This is a genomic window from Legionella sainthelensi (genome assembly GCF_900637685.1).
Classification (GTDB): Bacteria; Pseudomonadota; Gammaproteobacteria; order Legionellales; family Legionellaceae; genus Legionella; species Legionella sainthelensi.
Map to the genome: position 1 here is coordinate 92,203 of NZ_LR134388.1, position 20,886 is coordinate 113,088.

Below are 20,886 nucleotides of genomic sequence, written 5' to 3' on the forward strand. Positions count from 1 at the left end.
GCATAAATAAGGAAAGATTCATGGAAACTTTATATCAAATTTTAGCTCTAATTGGTGCGGGGATGATTATTTTCATTTTGTACCGTACAATTAAAGGCAATCCTGGCCAATTTAGTAAAGAAAATTTGAATAAAAGTTTTTCTACAATGGGAATTTTAGCGCTTGTTTTGATTGCTTTTATTGCGGTACTGGTTTTGATTTTAAGAAACACATAGCCTGTATTTTCTTTGCTTATCCATTTAAAACAGAATTCTTTTTGTTAATTGCCAGGATAAGCACTCGAAGTGTGCTCAATAGTAAGCGTGCATTCTTCATGCATGCCTTTCATCAGCTAGTTCCATAAGCCCAGTACCTGCGGCTTGACCGCAGAATCCAGATAATTTATTTTAGTTTCGAACATAAGATATTGAAAATAAAATACTATCAAATCATTTGATATGACATATTAATATAACTAATTGGATTGATTAAGCTCGGTCCGGTTATATAGCGCGCATTGCTAATCGATAAAAACTTAATTCAATGCATTTTTTTAACGAAATCCAAAGAAAGCAACATCCTCAAGCCGGTTTAATTCCAGAGGCCGTATGGTCCGAAATTTTTAATGACAACGAATTTCCCAACAGTCTTATCTCTTGGATGAGTATGCCCTATGACGTGTTAAAGAAAAAACTAACTTCTATAAGCGATGCAGAAAAAAACAAGGCGTGGATAGCCATAGCACTGAGCCATCCTTCGTTAAATAATCAGCAGCTTCTTGAGTTAGGTGATTTATTGGGACTTTGCAATTCTGAACGTCTTAATCTTGTCGTGATGTTAAGTAATCATACGAATCATTTAGAGTTATTGACGCGATATTCTCAACAAGAATTCAATGAAATAGACAGTTTCAGTGTGGTTAAAAATTATTCTTTGCGAGTCCAACGGGTTGCCAAATTAGGGTATTTAAATACCTTGGAATACCTCATAGAGACGATCGAACCTAAAGTCACTCGGAGTCAATTGCAAGAGCTGATAACGTATGACTCATGTGCTGCTTTTCGAGGCGCAGCAGAGGGTGGGCATCTTGATGTTCTTAAGTTTCTGGAGGCGAAAGTATCCGATAAATTGCACGACATGATGGAAGCGCAGAATTACTATGCTTTTCGATGGGCAGCGAATCAAGGTCATCTTGCTGTGCTCCGATATCTAGAGTCTAAAATGCCTGAGAAACTACAAGACATGATTAAAGCGGGAGCCTTTTGTGCGTTTCGATTTGCGGCTTCTCATGGTCATCTGGAGGTTCTTAAATATTTGCAAGAAAAAGCACCTGATAAGATGCTTAAAATGCTTAAAAGAAATAATTTTATTGCTTTTCAATTAGCAGCAATAAAGGGCCATCTTCCCGTAGTTCAGTATATGTTAAGTTACCCTAGTGTATTTGCTTACGCTGAAGCGCACCAAGAGGAATGGGGGCAACAGTGTGTTTGGCCCTTTATGTCACAACAACTCACTGCTCTGTATAGGCAACAACAAGAAGTGGAAGCAAATAACTTAGATGCAGTCTTTGATGTGCCTGCTGAGGAAGCAAAACTCTTGTTTTATATAGCACGCAACCTGATCCGCAGAAACGATGCGGTCTTAATTGATGATTTACGCTTTTTGCTGAATCTACCTTCGGTCAAATCTTTAGCTCATACAGAGGTGACAGCTAACCAATCTAATGAGTTGTTACGTCTTGCTTTATCTGTAGGCAATCAAGATGCAGCGCGTGTATTGCTCAATATTGCTGCTGTACGTACCCTTGCTGAACAAAGAAATTATTACCGAGAGGAACAAGAAGGGCGTCTTGATTTAGCTGCTTTGGCAGCAGATCATGAATCTTCCATGACCGCCTTAACTCAAGGAGAGCAAACACAGTTACAAGCGGTAATCGACCGTTATCAGCCCTTGTTACATCAAACTGGAGTTTCTCAAGTGATGATCGATTTGCGCTCTACTTTGCAAGCGCATTATGAAGCTCATCCTGCTCTTCTCAACATTAAAAAAGAGGATCAGCATGAAGACTTAGTATTGCCTATGACTTGGAATGACTTTGCCGTACTGCAATTAACGCCAGAGCAACAAGAGCAAGCATTAATAGCGTACTACCAAAACAAAGCCCATACCGCCTGGCGTTATCTCTCCAAGCCCAATCCTTGGATGCATGAACATGCAAGTTATGTGTACATTAACGACGATCATAGTGAGCGGTGGTCTACGTTTGAAGAACATCAATCGCTTATCAGTCTTTTGTATCTCGCAGCGCTTGATAAGGAGACCCCCTGTATTGATGATTATACTTTTGCTACGCGTGTTGCGCATTTTATCGCAGAGTTGGCTCATATAGGACGTGCGCATAATTGGGATAAAAGCAGACGTAAAAATAACGGCCAACTCGAACAATATGATGATCTTGAAGGTGATCGTCCCAGTTGTTATTCAGGTGTTAAGCGCAGGCTTTTTCAATCCGTACTTGGTCATCCCTTATTAAAACTCGTTACAGAAGATGTCATTAAAGCGGAGCTTAATGAGTTTTTGGTGACCCATTTCAAAAAAGAAATCCATCCAAACAATTGTATTGCTCTTAAAATAGCCTGGGATAAAGGCATTGACGGGGAGCCATTGAGTGAAGAAGAGACCCAGAAAATACAAAGTCTCAATGTCAGTGGGGAACAACAGCAAGAATTTAAAAGGTACTTATCAAACAAATATGGCTCTTCTTTTTCATCTAGCCTCATTCTTCTCATCGATAAGGCTTTTGAGTTAACCTCAACGATAAACTCCCATTTGTTTAAACATGGGGGCTTAATGGTAGATTTTTTCTCAAAAATTGAAATCACGGAAAAACAAGAAGTCGGGTTGTCCCAAAATCCTAATCGATTTTTTGGGGGTAATGTTTCCGAGTCATCAAACACTAAATCACCCTCTTTAGCAATGATAGCAAAAAGAGGATAGTACGAATGGGCACATGAGCTTGATGAGAGGAAAGCTTATAACTGCCCATCAGGCCTTGCATGGATTCGAAAACGCGGGTTAGAAATCATCGTCGATGTTGGCGCTATAGAGCATGTATTAATGAATACTGGCATTGTGATAACTTGAATTTTAAATCTAACATTAGATGATGTAAGAAATATCCGTCACCGTTAAATTACATTCTTCATCACCAACCCGTAAGATTCTGCTATCGCCAACTCGAGCCTTCAATAATGTTTTCGCCAAGGGTGAAACCCAGCTTATTTTCCCTGCATTAATATCTGCTTCATCCAGACCTACTATTTTGACACAATGAGATTCACCTTGTTCATTGATGTATTGGACAGTGGCTCCAAAAAACACTTGGGTAAGACCGACTTGAAGTTTAGGATCAACTATTTGTGCGCTTTCTAATCGTTTCGTCAAATAGCGAATGCGTCTATCAATTTCACGTAAACGTTTTTTTCCATAAATATAATCTCCATTTTCCGAGCGGTCTCCATTACTCGCTGCCCAACTTACAACTTTCACAATTTCCGGTCTCTCATTACTGACTAAATTGCGTAATTCAGTTTGCAGCATTGCAAAGCCATTGGGGGTCATATAATTTTTGATACGTGGCAACTCTCTTTCTGGACGCTTGGGTTTGGTATACTCAGTACCTTCTTTAGTAAAAGCCTTACTCACTAAAAACTCCTATTAGAATGATTAGGTCATATTATTTTAATTATAAACAAAAGCAATATGCAGTCTTTAATATCTCTTGCATAGGGGCTATGTATGTGTCTGGCGATAAATGCCAATCCTATTGATTCGCGATTAATTATGCAGGGTCTGGGGCAATGCCGCGTGTCTCAATAGCTCAATGCGAAATTAAATTCTCAAAAATTCATGGAGTTCTACGATTCATAAAGTGATAGGATTAGGTGTTATGAGTATAGGCTATTACTCTATCTTTGCCGGCCTGTTTCGCAGCGTAAAGCGCGTGATCAGCGGCTTTAATTATTTCTTCAATCGAAGCACCATCTTTCAGTGCTTCTGCAACACCAATTGAAATGGTAATGTGATTTAACGGTTTGCCTTTAAAATAGATGGTTATATTTTTTATTTTTTCACGAAGCTCTTCCATTTTATTCACGGCATTATTTATCGTTATATTTAACAATACAACGACAAATTCTTCTCCGCCAAAACGTACAGAAAAGTCACTTTCACGAAAACTATTTTTTAATAATTTTCCTATCACTTTGAGCAACTCATCTCCCGCTAAATGGCTGTAACTATCATTAAAGTTCTTGAAATTATCGATATCCAACATTGCTACGCATAATGTCCTGTTTTCCCGAGCAATTAGAATGAGTTCTCGTGACAAAATTTCATTTAAATAACGTCGATTATATAAATTGGTTAATGGGTCATGTAATGACAATTCACTCAATGACACGCGCAGATTAATATTAGCAATGGCGAGCTTCACTATATTTCCAAATGAATTAGCTATGTCTTGTTGATGTTGCGTTAATTTCTTGTCTTTTGGCGCCCACAGGTGAATCACACCAATCAATTCATTTTGCACTGTCAGTGGTAACGCCATATATCCTCCCTGAGGAGGAATTTGATAATGGGCACAAGGCACAGATTTATGAGGATCATCCACTACATGAGTGGTTGCCTCACGAATTGAAAAGCAGTCTATAGGAAGAAATTTGTCGGGTAATAATCTTTCCTTTCCCCACTCGGCTTCCGTCTCCATCTGTTTGATGACACTATTATAAATTGATAAGCCGCCACTTAAGTCAGGAAATAAATCTTGAGCAATTAAATTGATTCGTGGGTAAGCTTCTTCTGCGGTAATACAAATTTGTAGTGAACGATTTAGTTTATTTAATAAACTCTCGTCATGTTCTAATAGTTTTAACTCATTCAACGTTTCCATTGTTTTTTCATTTAATTGGCGCATTTTTTCTTCATTTTGAATGCGATCACTTACATCCTTCATTTGTATAATAAAATTAATTGGTTCTCCCTGCTCATTACGAATTAGGCTTGAGCTAACCATTCCCCAGATAATACTACCGTCTTTGCGTATATAGCGTTTTTCCATATGTGAAATACGTAATTCCCCATGAAGCAGTTTATTCATTGCATCTTGAGTCATTGCTACATCATCAAGGTATGTGATTTCTAGCATATTTTTATTAAGCAACTCTTCGTCACTGTAACCCAGGATTTCTTGCAAGGTGCGATTGGTATGAATGCATTTTCCTTCAGGTGAGACAATAGCCATGCCTATGGGGGCATTTTCAATGGTATTGCGAAAACTTTCTTCACTATGTCTTAAATCAGACAAAATATTTGAGCTGTATATTTCCAAATAAATTGATCTCATTAAAAATTGATTGACTTGTGTTGTGGCATACAGCACCGTAACCACATAAAGCAGGGTTGCCATAAGTAAGACAAATGAGAGTGAAGGAGTAATGGATACAGATAAAAAAACCAAGAGCAACCAAATTGGTACTATAAATGAAATGAAAGCAAGGTGCATGGTTAGTAATTTAGCCGCAGGTGCGCCAAGTAATCCAATGAGATAAACAAAAATGGCCATGCGATGTAGCGGATCTTCTACGTAAAGAAACAGCGACCCTCCTAAAGCCCATAAGATACCTGATTGGAGATTATTCACTATAAAATATTTTTTCCAAAAAGCAGGATGAAATAAACCATCTTGTTTTTTGCGACGATGATATTGAAATAAAAATAAGCTTCGCAGCACATGATTGAAAAGAAACATCACCAAGATCCATATTACTACCGGAGTCTTGTTATTCATTGATGGCCAAATAATTGCGGCATAGAAAAGTGTTGCAAAAAAATCTGCAATAATTAAAACATAAAATTTTTTATATGACTCGGCTATAAGCTTATTTTCAATTTGCTCATTCTTAATGCCTGGGAAGTCCATTAAAAAATTATCCTTATGCAATGATCAAACATAAAGGTCATTATATCTCTTTATAGAATAGACCTGTTTATAAATCAATTTTGGCAGCACATTGTACTGATTTATATATCATCTCCCTTGGGCTTTGAAATGGGGAAGGCGATCGGCTTTTTCTATAGAAACAGAACGACTTCCCTGATGCTTAATGGGTGAAATTTGCACTACAATAATGCCCCTCTTTTTCTTTTAAATAAAAACCTAGGTTTGGATTGTTAATGGGCAAAGTGCTTTTGTCCGCAATAAGCATGCATTCTTCCACATAGGTAATTTGACTGCTGTCATCAACTAATAGCCGGTACCAAGGATTGCGCGTAGCAAATTCACGTTTTTTAGCTTGAGGGTTATAGCGTCCGGAAGCCTGAAAAAGCGGATCTACATCGACAATGATCGCTCTATAACGGCTGTGTTTGTGAATGACTAAATCTCCAATATTAAATTGTGCAATTTTATCCATGACAGACTCCATATTGAGCATCTTGGATAATATATCGGTAGAAGTAAATGAAGCTTGAGTTTGGATTAATTATTAACAAAAAAGCACTGGGGCTAGACCAATGAAAACATTTATTTTCATAATCTCATTTATATACTCATCCGAATGTTTATTATCTATATTTATGCTATTTTCTTAATCCGTATTGGCAATCGACGATTTAATTTACAAACCTCGTTTGATTTTGTCCTGGTTATCATTATGGGCTCGATATTAAGCCGAGCGATTAATGGTTCATCCCCGCTTGTAGCGTCTATGGCCGCTAGCAGCGTCATCATTTTTTTGCACTGGCTATTTGCATTTGGGGCTTTTCAGCACCATAAAATTGGAATAGTACATCATGACGATTTACGCCAGGTAAAAGCAGCGCGTCTCGAGCGGACTGGTAAATTAAGTTTTATTTTAAATGCATCCAAACCATAGCAAAGAATACATATGGAACATCGAGCAAAACCATCACCTTATAGTAGGTGATGGTTTTTGGACGTTTTGTTCCGAAATGTTCTTTGGCTTCTCTTTCATACAGTCCAGTTGCTTTTTTTTATCATCCGGATAAAGAGCTTGATCGACTCTTACTTTCAAATAACTCGGGATGTTCAACTCGAAACCCCGCAATGGCATCAGCTAGGGCACGATTTGGTTTTAACACGTCTGCTATTTTTTGATCAGGTGTCATTTTTTCACGTGTAATTGGAGAGCTACGATGTGCAGCAAGCCATTGAGTAATCTCTTCTCGTTCATACGTTCTACCATCTAAAGTACATAGGACAGGCTCTTGTATTAACTCATGCGTAATAGGACATTCAAAAGATTGAACTATCAGTTGAAGTATCGTAGGTATTGATTCAACGTTAATTGGGTTTTGTTGCCCCCATTTGTCTTGAGGATTATTTTGTTCGGTTGCCGAAAGAGTGGTGTTAGCCGGAGACTCTTGCTCCAGTTGACGTATTATTAGTCCAGATGAGGTATTTATTTCGGGTTGGACTACATGCTCGTTGTTCTCCGACTTCCTCTTCCGGTGTTGGTATGCTTTGACACCATTATATGGGATCTTTAATAAAATCTCGACACTTCCAGCTACTCCTGCCCCAAGTTCGGTAACTCCTAACAAAGTCAAAAATATTCCATCTTTAGCGATTGATTTACTAAAAAGCAAGCCAAATGCTAAACAGGAAACACCACCAACGACCAACCCAGTACCAAGAATACCAGCCGTTATAGTATTTACAGTAATTCGTATTGGTGCAGTAACCAATTGCTCAGCATGATTTAAATGATTAGCTGCTAATATTTGCTCGCGCGCAGAATCATCGAAATTAAATACAGCTTTCCAATTATTGCCATATTTAACCATACCACTTTTAAACTTTCCCATATTATCTCCCCATTAAACCTATCGACAAAATCGTTTATTTAACTGATTAAAAATTGTCTAGGCCAATAGGAAATCTTGATATGTCATATCAAATAATTTGATGTTTTGAAATTTCTTTTATAAAACATACAGATCTTTTGCAAGGATATAAGAGTATGTGCTCACAATAATTTGGTTTTAAAAACAGTTGTGATTTTCAAAGGCCAGCTTGTCATGAGCAAGTCTTTCCTTTTATCCAGGAAAGACCAGTTTGGAATAAAGTAGTGAGCATCGATGCATCATAGAGTTTTATTGCTTCATTACGGTGTACTTTTGGAAGTAAATTAGGACTTGCAATAAAGAGCCTGCCAATTCCTGGCAAATCATTCTCTCTATTCATCATTATTTCGTGATCTTCTTGAAATTCATAGCGTTCCGTGGCAATGAATACACCTTTAAAATAGGTTCGCATGAGCTCAGTTATCGGTTTTTGATTTAACTCTTCGAAAGTCATTTTATCGTTAAAATTACCTGGATGGACGTATGCAATTGGCAGTACGTGAAATTGCTTTAAAAGATATTGAAATACACAGTCGCATCACAATAATCACCGGCGATTTCCTGGGACATGCTTCACGAATCAAACCCTCTAGTGCAACGAACCCCACTATAGTGAATTTTCATTCAATTGTTTTAAGAAGCAATGGACGCAAAGCAGCTAAAGATATCTGTTTAGGTCATAATATTTTACCTTGATTTTCAGGCATATCCAGATATTCAGTATGAAGTAAACGATTCACCAGGAGGACAAAAAGAAATAATTATCCCTAATCTTATACCTAAGAAAGAAATTACAATAACTTACTTATATTTTCTCCCAACAACATCGAATCAAGTAAGCACTCATATCGAATCTGACGGTCTCCGTATTCAGGTAGTGAGAGTTCTACCAACTATTCAAATAGCAAGTTGGATTAAATTTATTTTATGGTTCTTATTAACTAAAGAGGTTAATTTTGGATAGTAAAACTAAAGCTCGTATTTAGAACAATCGCTTGATCTTACTTAGCACATAAGGGATAGAGCACCAACCAACAATGCCCTCTATAATCAATGCCAGTCCTAATGCAATATAAAAATATTTCCCTATTCCAAACATTGCCGCAATACACAGTACTGAACCAATTATTGTCCGGTTTATCCGATCTGTTTTATCTATATTACATGCAACTCTCATCTTACTTCTCCTGTTCTGTAAGCAACTTTTTAACTTTCGAAAAGACTTTCCATGGTGATAGATACCTTGCAATATTAATTCCATCATCCTGCACGCGGACAGTACCTAAAAAGCGCTCGACTCTTCTTGTAGAATTGCGTTCTTGCGCGCTTGTTTTTCATGCACGAACTAATACCGTGAAATTAAAAAACTTAGTATGAAATAGCGAATTCACCAATAAGCATAGTAATCTTTTCTAAATTGTATCCTTGTGACGATCTCATAAGAGCACATTGCAGAGCAAATGGGCCTTATTGTGTTAATTTATTGAGTCATTATAAATTATTTTTCAACCTATTGATTAATAGAAATATTTTACTTAAGCTAATCAAAAGGTTTCTATCGCTTGCCTCATTATAAAGTGATTGTAGTGAGACCCTTCCGTAGCTTTTCTAAAATGGAATTATCATAGAGCGTCATCCACTCAGTTCTAGACAAGGTGCAAGTACTATGGCGTGAAGAAGTGTACAGAAGTACATGCTGAGCCGAGTAAGCTTTGTAACGCTGTATAGAACTGAGTAGGCGGGGCTCTATTTATTTTATAGGATGAGTCATGAGTATAAGGAAATTATTCTTATTCAATACCTTTTGGGCATTTCTATCTATAGGTTCTCATCTATTTGCTGCAGAAAATGAAGAATGTGGCGCGTTTTTAGATCAAATCATTTTAAAATTTAATACAGTAAGTAGTGTAACAAGCCCTGATCTAGGTAAGCCCTTTTGGAATGAGTTTTCAAAAGAGAATGGGCTGCCAGTCCAATCTGTTGAACCTATGCCAAGTGGTGCTTATTTAGTTACGATTGACCCTAAAAAAATCGAGCAATTATCACAAATAAAAAATAAATCCAAAGAAGAATATTTCAATAATGTTATTACCCAATTATTAAACAAAAATGATATAAAATATGCTGATCGAAATGCGACTGTTTGTGTGATTAAGTCTCCTGTACACACTAAAGCGCAATTAGTATTAGCACCCAATCAATTAATTTCTCATTCATCGCAATGGAATGAATTTAATGGCCCTGGAGGGGTTTTTCTAGAATCTTCGCCTGGTGCCTTCAATGGCGCTTGGACAACGACATTAGGTTATGCAAATCCACCTATTGTTTTATCCAACTTAGAGTCCATTAATTATAATCCGGATTTGGCGCCTAATGTATTAACTGGGTGGAGTTTTTCTGACAATAGTACCGATGTTTCAGATGCTAAGGACAATCACGGCACACATGTTGCAGGAATTATTGCAGCAGCAGGATCGAGTCAGAATAATACAGGCAGTGATATTGCCGGAATGGGCCCATTTTTGAAAATTCTACCTATTGAACCAAACTATAATTATGCGGCGATAGAAACTGCTATTTATTGGGCAATGGGAAGAGACATTCCTGGTGTGCCACATAACAATTATCCCGCAAAAGTCATCAATGCCAGCTTTTATGTTAAAGGATCGACGCAATGTCCAGCCTCATTGCAGGAAACAATTGATCAATTTAATAAGAGTAATGGGGTTATTATCGTTGCTGCGGGAAATAATAATAAGTCTATAGTAGACGATATGGATGCTATCCTTTCGTGCAAAAATATCATTATTGTCGCGGCTACCCAAATCAATGGATATAGAGCAGATTATTCGAATTATGGTCCTTTGGTGACATTAGCCGCACCAGGAGGAGAAATACCAGGATCGGATTCTTGTTACCCAGGAGGTATTTTATCTACAGTTGCTGCAAATACCGGGTGTCAAAACAGTGGATTTGCATTTATGGATGGTACAAGTTTTGCCGCGCCTCATGTCTCAGGAATTGCAGGATTAATTTATGCATTGAATCCTTATCTTAACGCTCAAGAAGTGAAAAGTATTTTATTAGAAAGTGTAATGCCATTTGGAAATACTGCTGATCCAGAGCGTTCTTGCAAAGGAGTTAAATCCTGTGGTGTTGGGATTGTTAATGCAAATAAAGCGGTACAGCTTGTCACTTCAGGTCGAACTATTATAGCAGCCCCTTCACCTACTGATTTAAGGTTACAAACTTCATTCGATCCTTTTAATCGGTGCCCACCTAATAAATATGTTATCAAGGCTGAGTCTATTGCATCACCCGTTACCAGCAAATGGGTTATTAATGATACAACTATTGCGTGTCAAACGCTTAGTGTGTATGAAAATCCAACGCTTCAAGTGAATGGACCACAACTCAAAGTGATGTATGGAAAAACGGTATTAACGCTGCAAACACCTGGATTGACGTGTCAGGTTAATAATTCACATGGATTTATATGTTAACCATATTTAATAAGGAATAAGATGAAAATCAAATATATTATATCTGTATTAATTTTGTCAATTGGGGGAATTAACGGTGCATTTGCCTTCCAACAGGTACCTATTTATGTAAAATTAGGTCCAGATTATTTGTGGAGCCAAAGCAGTAACTATTCATTTACACGCATTCATCCTATTCCGGGTACCTTAGAGCCTTCTATTAATTCTGGTTCTCTCAATAGCGGAAACTGGGCTGGAAATTTCGCAGTTGGATTTACACTACACGTATCGTCTTCTTGGCAATTAAGCCCCGAAGTTTCCTATTTCCAACTAGGAAAGTATTCAAAAACCCTTGATCCATTTATGATTGGCCCTTTCGAAGGTACTGATATTACTAATACGCTCCATACAAAGATGGAAGGGAATGTTGTCGCAGGTATTCTCAATATTGAATATTTAATAAATAAAAAATATTCAGTCTATGCAGCCCCAGGATTAGGCGCTGCCAATATTAGAACTAAGAATTCATTAAATTATCAATCCAATGAGGATGATACTTATTTATTAATGAAATCTAATAAAAATCGAAGTAATTTTAGCCCTCAAGTATCTGCAGGGATAAGGTATGCAGCACTATCCAATATTTTTATTGATTTAGGTGTAGATTATATTTGGTTAGGAAAAATTCCATTTGGCACTTTTTCAAGGGATGAGGATGATTATACCGAAACCAACGTTTTTGCAAAAAATGCTTATCTACTCGGGCCAAAACTTAATTTTATTTTTTATTTTGGTTAAAGATCCCGTCTAATTAGGATAGATGATGAATATAAGGAATTATTTTATACTTGGCACTTTTGGGGTGCTTTCTTCTATAGGTTCTCACTTATTTGCGGCAGAAAAGCCATGTGGGAAATTTTTAGATCAAATTATTTTAAAGTTTAATACGGTAAGCAGCATAAACAAACCTGATTTGGGTAGTCGCTTTTGGGATACCTTTTCAAAAGACAGTGAGCTACCTATCCAGTCAATCAAGCCTATGCCAAGCGGTGCTTATCTTATTGTGGTTGACTCTGAACAACTTAAAAAGTTAGCAACAACAAAAAATTTATCTAGAAATGCTTATTTTAATCAGGCGATTGCTCAATTATTAAAGCGCTCTGATGTTAAATATGCTGATCGAGATTTTACATTTTGTCCTATCAGGCCTTCTGACATTAATAAAAAATCATCGCTACAAGCGTCAAACCTGGTATTGATTTCTCATGCTTCTCAATGGGATGAATTTAATGGTCCCGGAGGGGTTTTTTTAGAATCATCAGCGGGCGCATTTGACGGTGCTTGGGCAATAACATTAGGTTATGCTAATCCTCCCGTTGTGTTAACCAATTTTGAAGCGATTAATTCAAATGCGGATTTAAATCCCAATTTATTATCACCCGGGTGGAGTTTTGTCAAAAATAATACTGATACCTCAGATCCAAAAGAGGATCATGGAACACATACTGCCGGGACCATAGCTGCCACAGGCTCTATTTCAGGCATTGCAGGCATGGGGCCTTTGCTTAAAATTTTACCTATAGAAGTAGAAATAACCGCTTCAGGAATAGAAACTGCTATATATTGGGCAATGGGTAGAACGGTTTATGGAGTTCCGCATAATAATTATCCTGCTAAAGTCATTAGTATGAGCTTTCGTAATACATTAGAAGTTGGTTGTCCTGTTTCACTTCAAGAGGCAATTGATACCTTCATCAATGATCATAATGGTACCATTACAGTAAGTGCTGGTAATGATGATGAGCCAGCCTCTAATAATCCTCCCCGCTCTTGTAGTAATGTCTTCGTGGTAGCGGCGACACAAATCGATGGCTATAGAGCTGAATATTCAAATTATGGCCCACGCGTTACTTTAGCAGCGCCAGGAGGAGAACAACCTAATGGAGGTGCATGTGAATCGGGAGGAATTTTATCTACAGTTTCAACGAATACTGGATGTCAAAATAGCGGTTTCTCATTTTATCAAGGTACCAGTATGGCAACGCCTCATGTTGCAGGAATTGCAGGATTAATTTATGCATTGAACCCTAACATTAGTGCCCAAGAAGTCAAAAATATTCTTTTAGAAAGTGTGATGCCATTTGGAAATACTACTGATCCTGAACGCTCTTGTAAGGGAATCAAATCTTGTGGTATTGGCATTGTTAATGCAAATAATGCCGTACAGCTAGCAATCTCAGGCCGTACTATTATCGCAGCACCTTCGCCTACAGACTTAGCTTTACAATCCTCATATGATCCTTTTAACCGGTGTCCCCTAAATAAATATGTACCAACAATGCAATCTATTGCATCACCGATTACCAGTAAATGGATTATTAATAAATCAACACGAGCATGTCAAATACTCGAGCTCTATGAGAATCCAACACTACAAGTAAATGGACAACAACTTAAAGTAACCTATGGAAAAACGGTATTAACGCTGCAGACACCTGGATTAACGTGTCAAGTTAATAATTCACATGGCTTTATATGTTAGTTCTTTTGCTAAGAAGCAAAATAGTGAGCAAGCGTGTCGCTAGCTCATTATAAATTTTGGGACATCCCAGTCTCCAGAATTCACTCACCAACGCAACAGGTTAAAGGCCGCGATCTTCCTGTCTACGGTACGTTTGCTCTGAATGAGCAAAACGTATATCTGCGCCAATGACTTAACGATTGCAGAAAGATTTACTATGCATCCCTTCAGGGTGTCTTCCGGACTACGCGCCTCGGCGTTACGCCTTCCCAGGTGCGTAGCGAAAGTGAAAATAGTGAATTCTGCAGTCATTTGAGCTACTCGAAAACCGACCCGAAGAATTAATTCCTGTTTATCAAGCCTTAAAAATCAAAAAACATAAAAATTTCAATTTATTTCACATTCTTAATTTGTAGTGCCTCGATTTTTATAGCTCCTTTGTTTTTAAATTAATTTTTAAAAATTCTTTCTGAAATTAGGGCGGAATAAACATGAAACAGTTGTAAATATTCTGATACCTCACAGGAAACCATTGCTGATTATTATGTTCAACAATAGATCATCCATACTAATAATAGATCATATTGTGTATAGGTTTGTAAGATGCAAGAAAGAGCTGTAAATATAGGGGTAGGACTTAAAAAGGTTAATGAAGTTCTTAATAAATGTGTTTCCCGGGCAGAAGAGTTCCTCTATTTAATGGACCATTGGAAAGTTAATATTAATGATTTAACAGATAATAAAAAATTTAAAGTTAATAATAAACAAATATCTGCCCAAGAAATAAAAGAAGAACTCGCTAAGGTATTAGAAAAATATAATACTTTTATCAAGAAAAATCTCCAATGCGAAAAAAAGGAAACTGAAGAACTTATAGAGTTACAACAACAACTTACTCATTTGTATAAAGCTATGGGTGATGTTTATGCATATTTATGTATCAATAAAACAGAAGATTTTTTGGAAGAAATCAAAGCATACTATAAAAAAGAACATCGAATGCTGGATACAATGCAATTTGTATTTGATATTGCTGATCATTTTTCTACGAAAAATTTACAATGTGAATCGAGTTTAAGTTCTCAATTTAAAGAAGTTTGTGAGAAATTCGAACAAATACAAAGAGAATTTGTGTCTAAAATTGCCATTCCTAGAAATGAATCAGCAAAAAAATTAGTACTAATAATGAATGACTTCATCCAAGCATATCTAGACCAAGGAGCAAGTAACGAGGAAATAATAAAAAAACTCAAACCCTATGAAAAATATTTCACGTTTAAAATCACAAAAGAGAATGAACGGGAGATGCTTGATTATACTGTAAATAGTGAGGCTCTATGTGATGTAAATCCCATCGAATTTTTAAACCAATTATTTGATCAATTTTATCATGAGAGTACGTTATTTTCTCGGTCTAAAACTGCTTTAAAACAAGCTCTTGATAAGCGTCAAATTACCTACGAAGCTTCGAAGGACTGGTATAGTTACGTGGGTTGGGACATCCCTAAAGTAACCGATAAAAACATGATACTCGTTACTTACGATAAAGAAGCTTACAATAAATTCTTCCAAGAATCTGGTCCAAGAGAAATGGATTTCTTCAAGATACTGGAAAAATTTTTAGACAAGTCTAAAGACATCATCATTGCGTCTAAACAGGAAAATTTACAATACCAAAAAGAACTCTCCGAATTAATCGATAAGGGTATCAAACAGTTAGAACAAACCAAACCTGAAAATAAAGGTTTTTTTGCAAAAAAATTTGGCAGTAATCAGCATGAACTCATCACAGGCATCATCAATCAGTCAATAGAATTATTGAATGCTTTAAAAGAGGATATGCCGATAAGAAAAGAAGACTTAGTTAGAGTAATCTTAAGCACAGAGAATGCTTTAAATGCAGCAATGTCAAAATTAAAACCGCAGAAAATCGATATAGATGCTGAGCAATCTATCATTAAACAGTTAATAAAAACATTAAAAATATCAAATACAGAACAGTGTTGTTTTTATAAGTCAGAAGAAGGTTCTATTTTCTCAAAATTCATGAACCTTGAACTTAGAGAGCTCATTGAGTCCTACCAAGTTCAGAAGACAAGTGAAAAAGATCTACCTCGTGAATCCGAAAACACGAATAATCAGATTATAGAACCAAATCAGGAAGAAGATAAATGGCAAGATTTACAGAAGAAGATGAACTTACAGCGTGTTCAAAAAATTATGAGCATATTTGTAGACGAGTATTGTGGGTATAAAGGTTACCTAAAAGGTGGAGGGACAATAGAAGAACTTCAAACTAAGCTCGAAGCTTTTAAAGATTATTTTCAAATAGAGATAGTAGAAAAAAATGGTTTAAAAGAACCTCAGATTATATTCAACACGGAAAATATAAAGAACAAAAACCCACATGAATTATTTAATGAACTCTTTAAAAAATTTACCGAAGACATAGGATATGGTACAGGATCACGCTCAATCGAAGCCCTAAAAATTGCTTTAACAAAATCTAAAATAACCTATACAGCGGGAAGTTATGGGACCGTATCAACTTTAACAAGTGCATTATGGAGTAAACAGCCCCCTGTCATTACTGATGAAAATAAAAGGTTGAAATTAATCGATAATAAACATTTAAGTGATAAAAAAACTATAGAATTTGGGATGAACAGATTTTAGTGACAGGTCACATTCTATTCTTTCATATAAACTTAAGTATTTATTAAACTTAATGTAACTATAATACACTCTTCGTATGAGGTTCATGCTGGGGGATGCAATTAATATACTCCTTTAATTAACTGCTCAATAATTGTTTGCAAATTATGTTGATTGTCATAGTGAATGACTAAAGATCCTTTGCCAGCTTTGCCTGGTTTTAACTTAATTGCTGCTTGCAAATGTCTGGATAGATTTTTTAGTTGGTCATGATATAAAAGAGAAGGGTTTATATCATTAGAGTGATGACTATCATGATCATTTTTCCCTGCTTTAATACGCTCAACTAATTTTTCTGTTTCGCGAACGGATAAATTTTTAGCGACAATAAGTTGGGCGACTTGATTTTGTTGTTCTTCTTCCAAGATCAATAACGCACGGGCATGTCCCATATCAATATCGCCATGTTCTAAAAGTTTTTTTACAGGATTGGACAGGGCCAGTAAGCGTATGTAATTACTCACTGCAGTTCTTGATTTGCACAAGAGCTCAGCAACTTGTTGATGAGTTAATGAGAACTCATTGATCAAGCGTTGCATCGCACGTGCTTGATCCATTGCATTTAAATCTTCACGTTGCAAGTTCTCAACCAATGCCATTGCCATGGCAGTTTCATCATCTACCTGTTTTAAGATCACAGGAATTTCAGCAAGGCCTGCCATTTGGCTTGCTCGCCAGCGACGCTCACCCGCAATAATTTCATAACGACCATCACTTAATTCGCGAACTAATAAGGGTTGCAACAAACCTTGCTTTTTGATGGATTGGGCAAGTTCTTGTAATGGTGTTTCTTCCATTTCGCCACGAGGCTGGTATTTTCCTGGTTGCAAACAATCTACTGCAAGCATGAGACGTTCAGCCTGGGGCTTTTCATTGACAAGAACATTGCTTGATTGGCTTAGCAAAGCGGATAAATTACGTCCTAAACTACTACGTTTTACTGTCATAAATTACCCCTCATCCTGCAACAGTTTGTTTATTAATAAGTTCAGAGGCAAGTACCATATAGGCTGCTGCGCCAGGCGATGTTTTATCGTAATGCAATGCGGGTAGCCCATGGCTTGGTGCTTCAGCTAATCGCACATTACGAGGGACTACAGTCCTATACACTTTAGTGGGAAAATGCTCCATTAATTGTTTTGATACTTCAGAACAAAGACGGTTACGCGTATCGTACATAGTTCGGAGCACCCCCTCAAGCTGCAAACGAGGATTTACCGATGCTTTAACTTGCTCAATGGTTGAAAGTAGGGCAGCCAAACCTTCTAAGGCATAATATTCGCATTGCATGGGAATGAGAACCGAGTCTGCAGCAACAAAAGCATTAATAGTTAAAGTATTCAATGCCGGTGGGCAATCAATTAGAATGAAATCATAATTACTTTGAATAGGCTGCAATGCTTTGTACAAAAAAGTTTCCCGATGATTTTGTTCCATGAGACTGACTTCAGCAACAGTTAAATCACCATTCCCAGGTATCAAGTCATAACCGCCACTGGTGGTTAGGCATGCTTGACCCGCCAGACAATCATGCAGTAACACATCGTTGGTTGTATGTACCAGTTGATTTTTATCAACACCGCTCCCCATCGTTGTATTTCCCTGAGGATCTAAGTCAATTAATAAAACTTGTTGTCGATTTGCTGCTAAAGAAGCAGCTAAATTAATGGCGGTAGTAGTTTTGCCTACACCACCTTTTTGATTGGCAATGGCTATGACTTTTGCCATGATTTATTCCTTAGTTGTGTTTTCAATAATGACGCAACAGCGTTCACCGTCAACACCTGCAACAGAATATGATTTTACTGTGCAGTTTTGTTTTATGTCATTCAATTCTATATCAGGGGAACGCCCTTTCATTGCCAACCAGATTCCTTCATCAGCAATCAGGTGGTGCGTCCACTGAATCATCTGTCCAAGACTACTAAACGCTCGGCTTAATACTGTATCAAAACCTTCTGTCGGGTGGTAGTTCTCGACCCTATTTTGTACTATCTCAAGATTTTTTAAATTGAGTTGCCGCTTTACCTCATTGAGGAAGCGCGTTTTTTTCCCATTAGAGTCGAGTAATACAAAGTTTATTTCCGGCTGAGCTATCGCAAGTGGAATCCCTGGTAAACCTGCGCCAGTACCTACGTCGATAATTCGATTGCCTTTAAGCCAAGGCAAAATCGCTAAGCTATCAAGTATGTGTTTACCAACCATAGCCTCAACATCACGAATTGCAGTGAGATTGTAAGTTGAATTCCACTTGTTCAATAAGAATAAGTAATCTGCTAATGAAGCACTTATGGCTTTTAAATCAAATGACTGTAAACCTTGTTCAAGCAGTAGCTTAATTTGTGTTTCATCCTTCATGCATCAATTCGCTGTTTTTTTAAATGAACTAAGAGCAATGAGAGTGCTGCAGGAGTCACTCCAGAGATACGCGATGCTTGTGCTAAATTAGTTGGTCGAATTTTTGTGAGTTTTTGGATGACTTCATTGGACAATCCGGTTACTTCACTATAGTTAATCCATTCAGGCAATACGGTATTCTCTTGTTTACGCATTTTTTCTATATCTTGCTGTTGCCTTTCAATATAACCCACATATTTGTTTTGAATCTCTATTTGCTCACTGACTTCAGATGCTAATTCAGGCAGATTTAAATCATGAAGCTTTAATAAATGCTGGTAATTAATTTCTGGACGCTTCAAAAATTCTACGGCTCTCGTGTCATGTTGCATCGGATTAACTAGAACATCAGAAAGCAGTTCATTATGACTCACTCGCACCCAAGTATTGTGTAATAGTGACTGCGTGGATTCTATTGCGTCACGTTTCGTCGAAAAATGCTGCCAGCGTGTGTCTCCTACTACACCTAATTGTCTTCCTTTTGCAGTCAAACGCAAATCGGCATTATCTTCACGTAAAAGTAAACGATATTCAGCTCGGGATGTAAACATTCTATAGGGTTCTTGAGTCCCACGTGTAATTAAATCATCAATAAGTACACCTATATAAGCTTCATCACGCCGTGGACACCAGAGGTCTTTGTCTTGAACATATAACGCAGCATTCATGCCTGCGATAATTCCTTGTGCTGCAGCTTCTTCATATCCCGTAGTCCCATTAATTTGACCTGCAAAAAATAAGTTTGGAATTGGTTTGGTTTGCAAAAATGAGGTAAGCCCTCGAGGATCAAAATAATCATATTCAATCGCATAGCCTGGCCGCGTGATGTGTGCCTTTTCAAACCCTTTAATTGTCCGCACAAATTGGACTTGTACTTCAAAGGGAAGACTTGTAGAAATACCATTTGGATAGATTTCTTCAGTAGTCAATCCTTCAGGTTCAACAAAAATTTGGTGAGATGATTTGTCTGCAAAACGAACGATTTTATCTTCAATAGAGGGACAATAGCGAGGACCAACACCTTCAATAACTCCTGCATACATGGGCGATTTATGGAGATTGTTACGAATAATCTCATGAGTGGCTTCAGTTGTATGCGTGATATGACAAGGAATCTGTTGGGGGTGATCACTAACATGCCCCAAATATGAAAAGACAGGAATGGGAGTGTCACCAGGTTGTACAATCATTTGACTGTAATCTAATGAGCGACGATCAATTCGTGGTGGTGTTCCTGTTTTTAAACGACCAACTGGCAAATCAAGATCACGCAGGCTTTTTGCTAATGCGACGGAAGGGGGATCTCCTGCACGTCCGCCAGCATATTGATTCATGCCTACATGAATTTTCCCTCCCAAAAAAGTGCCCACAGTTAACACAACGGCACGAGCTCGCAAAGTAAACCCCATTTGGGTAATAACGCCCGCTACTCGTTCTCCTTCGATCAATAAATCATCGACCGCCTGTTGGAAAAGGGTCAAATTTTCTTGCGTTTGTAATTGTTCTCTAATTGCCTGTCTGTATAATACCCTATCTGCTTGCGCGCGCGTTGCACGCACAGCTGGCCCTTTAGACGCATTAAGGATACGAAATTGAATTCCTGCTTTATCAGCGGCTTTTGCCATCGCACCGTCTAAGGCATCAATTTCTTTTACTAAATGGCCTTTACCGATTCCACCTATTGCCGGATTACACGACATTTGACCGAGTAAATCCATGTTGTGAGTCAGTAATAATGTTTGCATCCCCATACGTGCTGCAGCAAGAGCCGCTTCTGTGCCCGCATGTCCACCACCGACTATAATAACGTCATATAATTTTTCAAGATTCATTTCTGATCAATATTTGTGTAACAAAAAAAGG

Annotated in this window: 18 protein-coding genes; 8 read left to right on the forward strand and 10 right to left on the reverse strand. The window is 37.5% G+C overall.

Going from position 1 to position 20,886, the window contains the following annotated elements; all coding sequences use genetic code 11:
* The first annotated feature begins 20 nt into the window (after positions 1 to 20).
* Together EL220_RS00420 and EL220_RS00425 are read left to right on the forward strand one after the other, a co-directional pair.
* Entirely contained in the window at positions 21 to 215 is a 195-nt protein-coding gene (locus tag EL220_RS00420) for a hypothetical protein (protein ID WP_027272005.1), read from the forward strand.
* Positions 216 to 522: 307 nt separating this feature from the next.
* Complete coding sequence (locus EL220_RS00425) at positions 523 to 2,976, forward strand: ankyrin repeat domain-containing protein (protein WP_027272004.1); 2,454 nt, start codon at positions 523 to 525, stop codon at positions 2,974 to 2,976.
* A gap of 162 nt (positions 2,977 to 3,138) precedes the next feature.
* On the opposite strand, the gene greB is transcribed toward EL220_RS00425, so the two are convergent.
* The 3 genes from greB to hspQ all read right to left on the reverse strand — a co-directional run bounded on the left by greB (position 3,139) and on the right by hspQ (position 6,455).
* Positions 3,139 to 3,684, reverse strand: a complete 546-nt coding sequence (gene greB, locus EL220_RS00430) for a transcription elongation factor GreB (RefSeq protein ID WP_027272003.1) — start codon at positions 3,682 to 3,684, stop codon at positions 3,139 to 3,141.
* Positions 3,685 to 3,919: 235 nt separating this feature from the next.
* Positions 3,920 to 5,962: a GGDEF domain-containing protein gene (locus tag EL220_RS00435; RefSeq protein WP_027272002.1), complete on the reverse strand. Its 2,043-nt coding sequence runs from the start codon at positions 5,960 to 5,962 to the stop codon at positions 3,920 to 3,922.
* A 181-nt stretch (positions 5,963 to 6,143) separates the two neighbouring features.
* The gene (hspQ, locus tag EL220_RS00440) at positions 6,144 to 6,455 is read right to left on the reverse strand and encodes a heat shock protein HspQ (protein WP_027272001.1); all 312 of its coding nucleotides are present in this window, start codon (positions 6,453 to 6,455) and stop codon (positions 6,144 to 6,146) included.
* Between the two features lie 240 nt (positions 6,456 to 6,695).
* Between hspQ and EL220_RS18420 the strand changes: the two genes are divergently transcribed.
* The gene (locus tag EL220_RS18420; protein ID WP_051544774.1) at positions 6,696 to 6,917 is read left to right on the forward strand and encodes a DUF421 domain-containing protein; all 222 of its coding nucleotides are present in this window, start codon (positions 6,696 to 6,698) and stop codon (positions 6,915 to 6,917) included.
* Positions 6,918 to 7,038: 121 nt separating this feature from the next.
* On the opposite strand, the gene EL220_RS00450 is transcribed toward EL220_RS18420, so the two are convergent.
* Both EL220_RS00450 and EL220_RS00455 read right to left on the reverse strand, forming a co-directional pair.
* Entirely contained in the window at positions 7,039 to 7,869 is an 831-nt protein-coding gene (locus tag EL220_RS00450; RefSeq protein WP_035906429.1) for a U-box domain-containing protein, read from the reverse strand.
* Between the two features lie 211 nt (positions 7,870 to 8,080).
* Positions 8,081 to 8,362, reverse strand: coding sequence for a hypothetical protein (locus EL220_RS00455; RefSeq protein WP_027271999.1), 282 nt, complete (start codon positions 8,360 to 8,362; stop codon positions 8,081 to 8,083).
* Positions 8,363 to 8,391: 29 nt separating this feature from the next.
* Here EL220_RS00455 and EL220_RS18425 point away from each other — a divergent pair, with 29 nt between their 5' ends.
* A complete protein-coding gene (locus EL220_RS18425; RefSeq protein ID WP_027271998.1) occupies positions 8,392 to 8,604 on the forward strand; it encodes a hypothetical protein in 213 nt (70 codons plus the stop codon).
* 286 nt (positions 8,605 to 8,890) lie between these two features.
* Here the strand turns inward: EL220_RS18425 and EL220_RS19730 are convergent, their stop codons facing one another.
* A complete protein-coding gene (locus EL220_RS19730; RefSeq protein ID WP_081779088.1) occupies positions 8,891 to 9,172 on the reverse strand; it encodes a YgaP family membrane protein in 282 nt (93 codons plus the stop codon).
* Between the two features lie 505 nt (positions 9,173 to 9,677).
* Between EL220_RS19730 and EL220_RS00465 the strand changes: the two genes are divergently transcribed.
* The 4 genes from EL220_RS00465 to EL220_RS18085 all read left to right on the forward strand — a co-directional run bounded on the left by EL220_RS00465 (position 9,678) and on the right by EL220_RS18085 (position 16,587).
* Positions 9,678 to 11,411 (forward strand): S8 family peptidase, encoded by a 1,734-nt coding sequence (locus tag EL220_RS00465; RefSeq protein ID WP_027271996.1) that lies wholly within the window; start codon positions 9,678 to 9,680, stop codon positions 11,409 to 11,411.
* 21 nt (positions 11,412 to 11,432) lie between these two features.
* Positions 11,433 to 12,188 (forward strand): outer membrane protein, encoded by a 756-nt coding sequence (locus tag EL220_RS00470; protein ID WP_027271995.1) that lies wholly within the window; start codon positions 11,433 to 11,435, stop codon positions 12,186 to 12,188.
* Positions 12,189 to 12,213: 25 nt separating this feature from the next.
* Positions 12,214 to 13,932, forward strand: a complete 1,719-nt coding sequence (locus tag EL220_RS00475; protein WP_027271994.1) for a S8 family serine peptidase — start codon at positions 12,214 to 12,216, stop codon at positions 13,930 to 13,932.
* Positions 13,933 to 14,514: 582 nt separating this feature from the next.
* Positions 14,515 to 16,587 carry a hypothetical protein gene (locus EL220_RS18085; RefSeq protein ID WP_027271993.1) on the forward strand — a complete coding sequence of 691 codons (2,073 nt, stop codon included), beginning with the start codon at positions 14,515 to 14,517 and terminating at the stop codon, positions 16,585 to 16,587.
* A 101-nt stretch (positions 16,588 to 16,688) separates the two neighbouring features.
* Here EL220_RS18085 and EL220_RS00485 read toward each other — a convergent pair whose 3' ends face one another.
* The 4 genes from EL220_RS00485 to mnmG are packed head-to-tail and all read right to left on the reverse strand — an operon-like array spanning position 16,689 to position 20,855.
* On the reverse strand, positions 16,689 to 17,573 hold the full coding sequence (locus tag EL220_RS00485) for a ParB/RepB/Spo0J family partition protein (protein WP_027271992.1): 885 nt from the start codon (positions 17,571 to 17,573) through the stop codon (positions 16,689 to 16,691).
* A gap of 10 nt (positions 17,574 to 17,583) precedes the next feature.
* A complete protein-coding gene (locus EL220_RS00490; RefSeq protein WP_027271991.1) occupies positions 17,584 to 18,354 on the reverse strand; it encodes a ParA family protein in 771 nt (256 codons plus the stop codon).
* 3 nt (positions 18,355 to 18,357) lie between these two features.
* Positions 18,358 to 18,984: a 16S rRNA (guanine(527)-N(7))-methyltransferase RsmG gene (gene rsmG, locus EL220_RS00495; RefSeq protein ID WP_027271990.1), complete on the reverse strand. Its 627-nt coding sequence runs from the start codon at positions 18,982 to 18,984 to the stop codon at positions 18,358 to 18,360.
* The gene (gene mnmG, locus EL220_RS00500) at positions 18,981 to 20,855 is read right to left on the reverse strand and encodes a tRNA uridine-5-carboxymethylaminomethyl(34) synthesis enzyme MnmG (RefSeq protein ID WP_027271989.1); all 1,875 of its coding nucleotides are present in this window, start codon (positions 20,853 to 20,855) and stop codon (positions 18,981 to 18,983) included. The genes rsmG and mnmG overlap by 4 nt, the downstream gene beginning before the upstream one ends.
* Between the last annotated feature and the right edge of the window lie 31 nt (positions 20,856 to 20,886).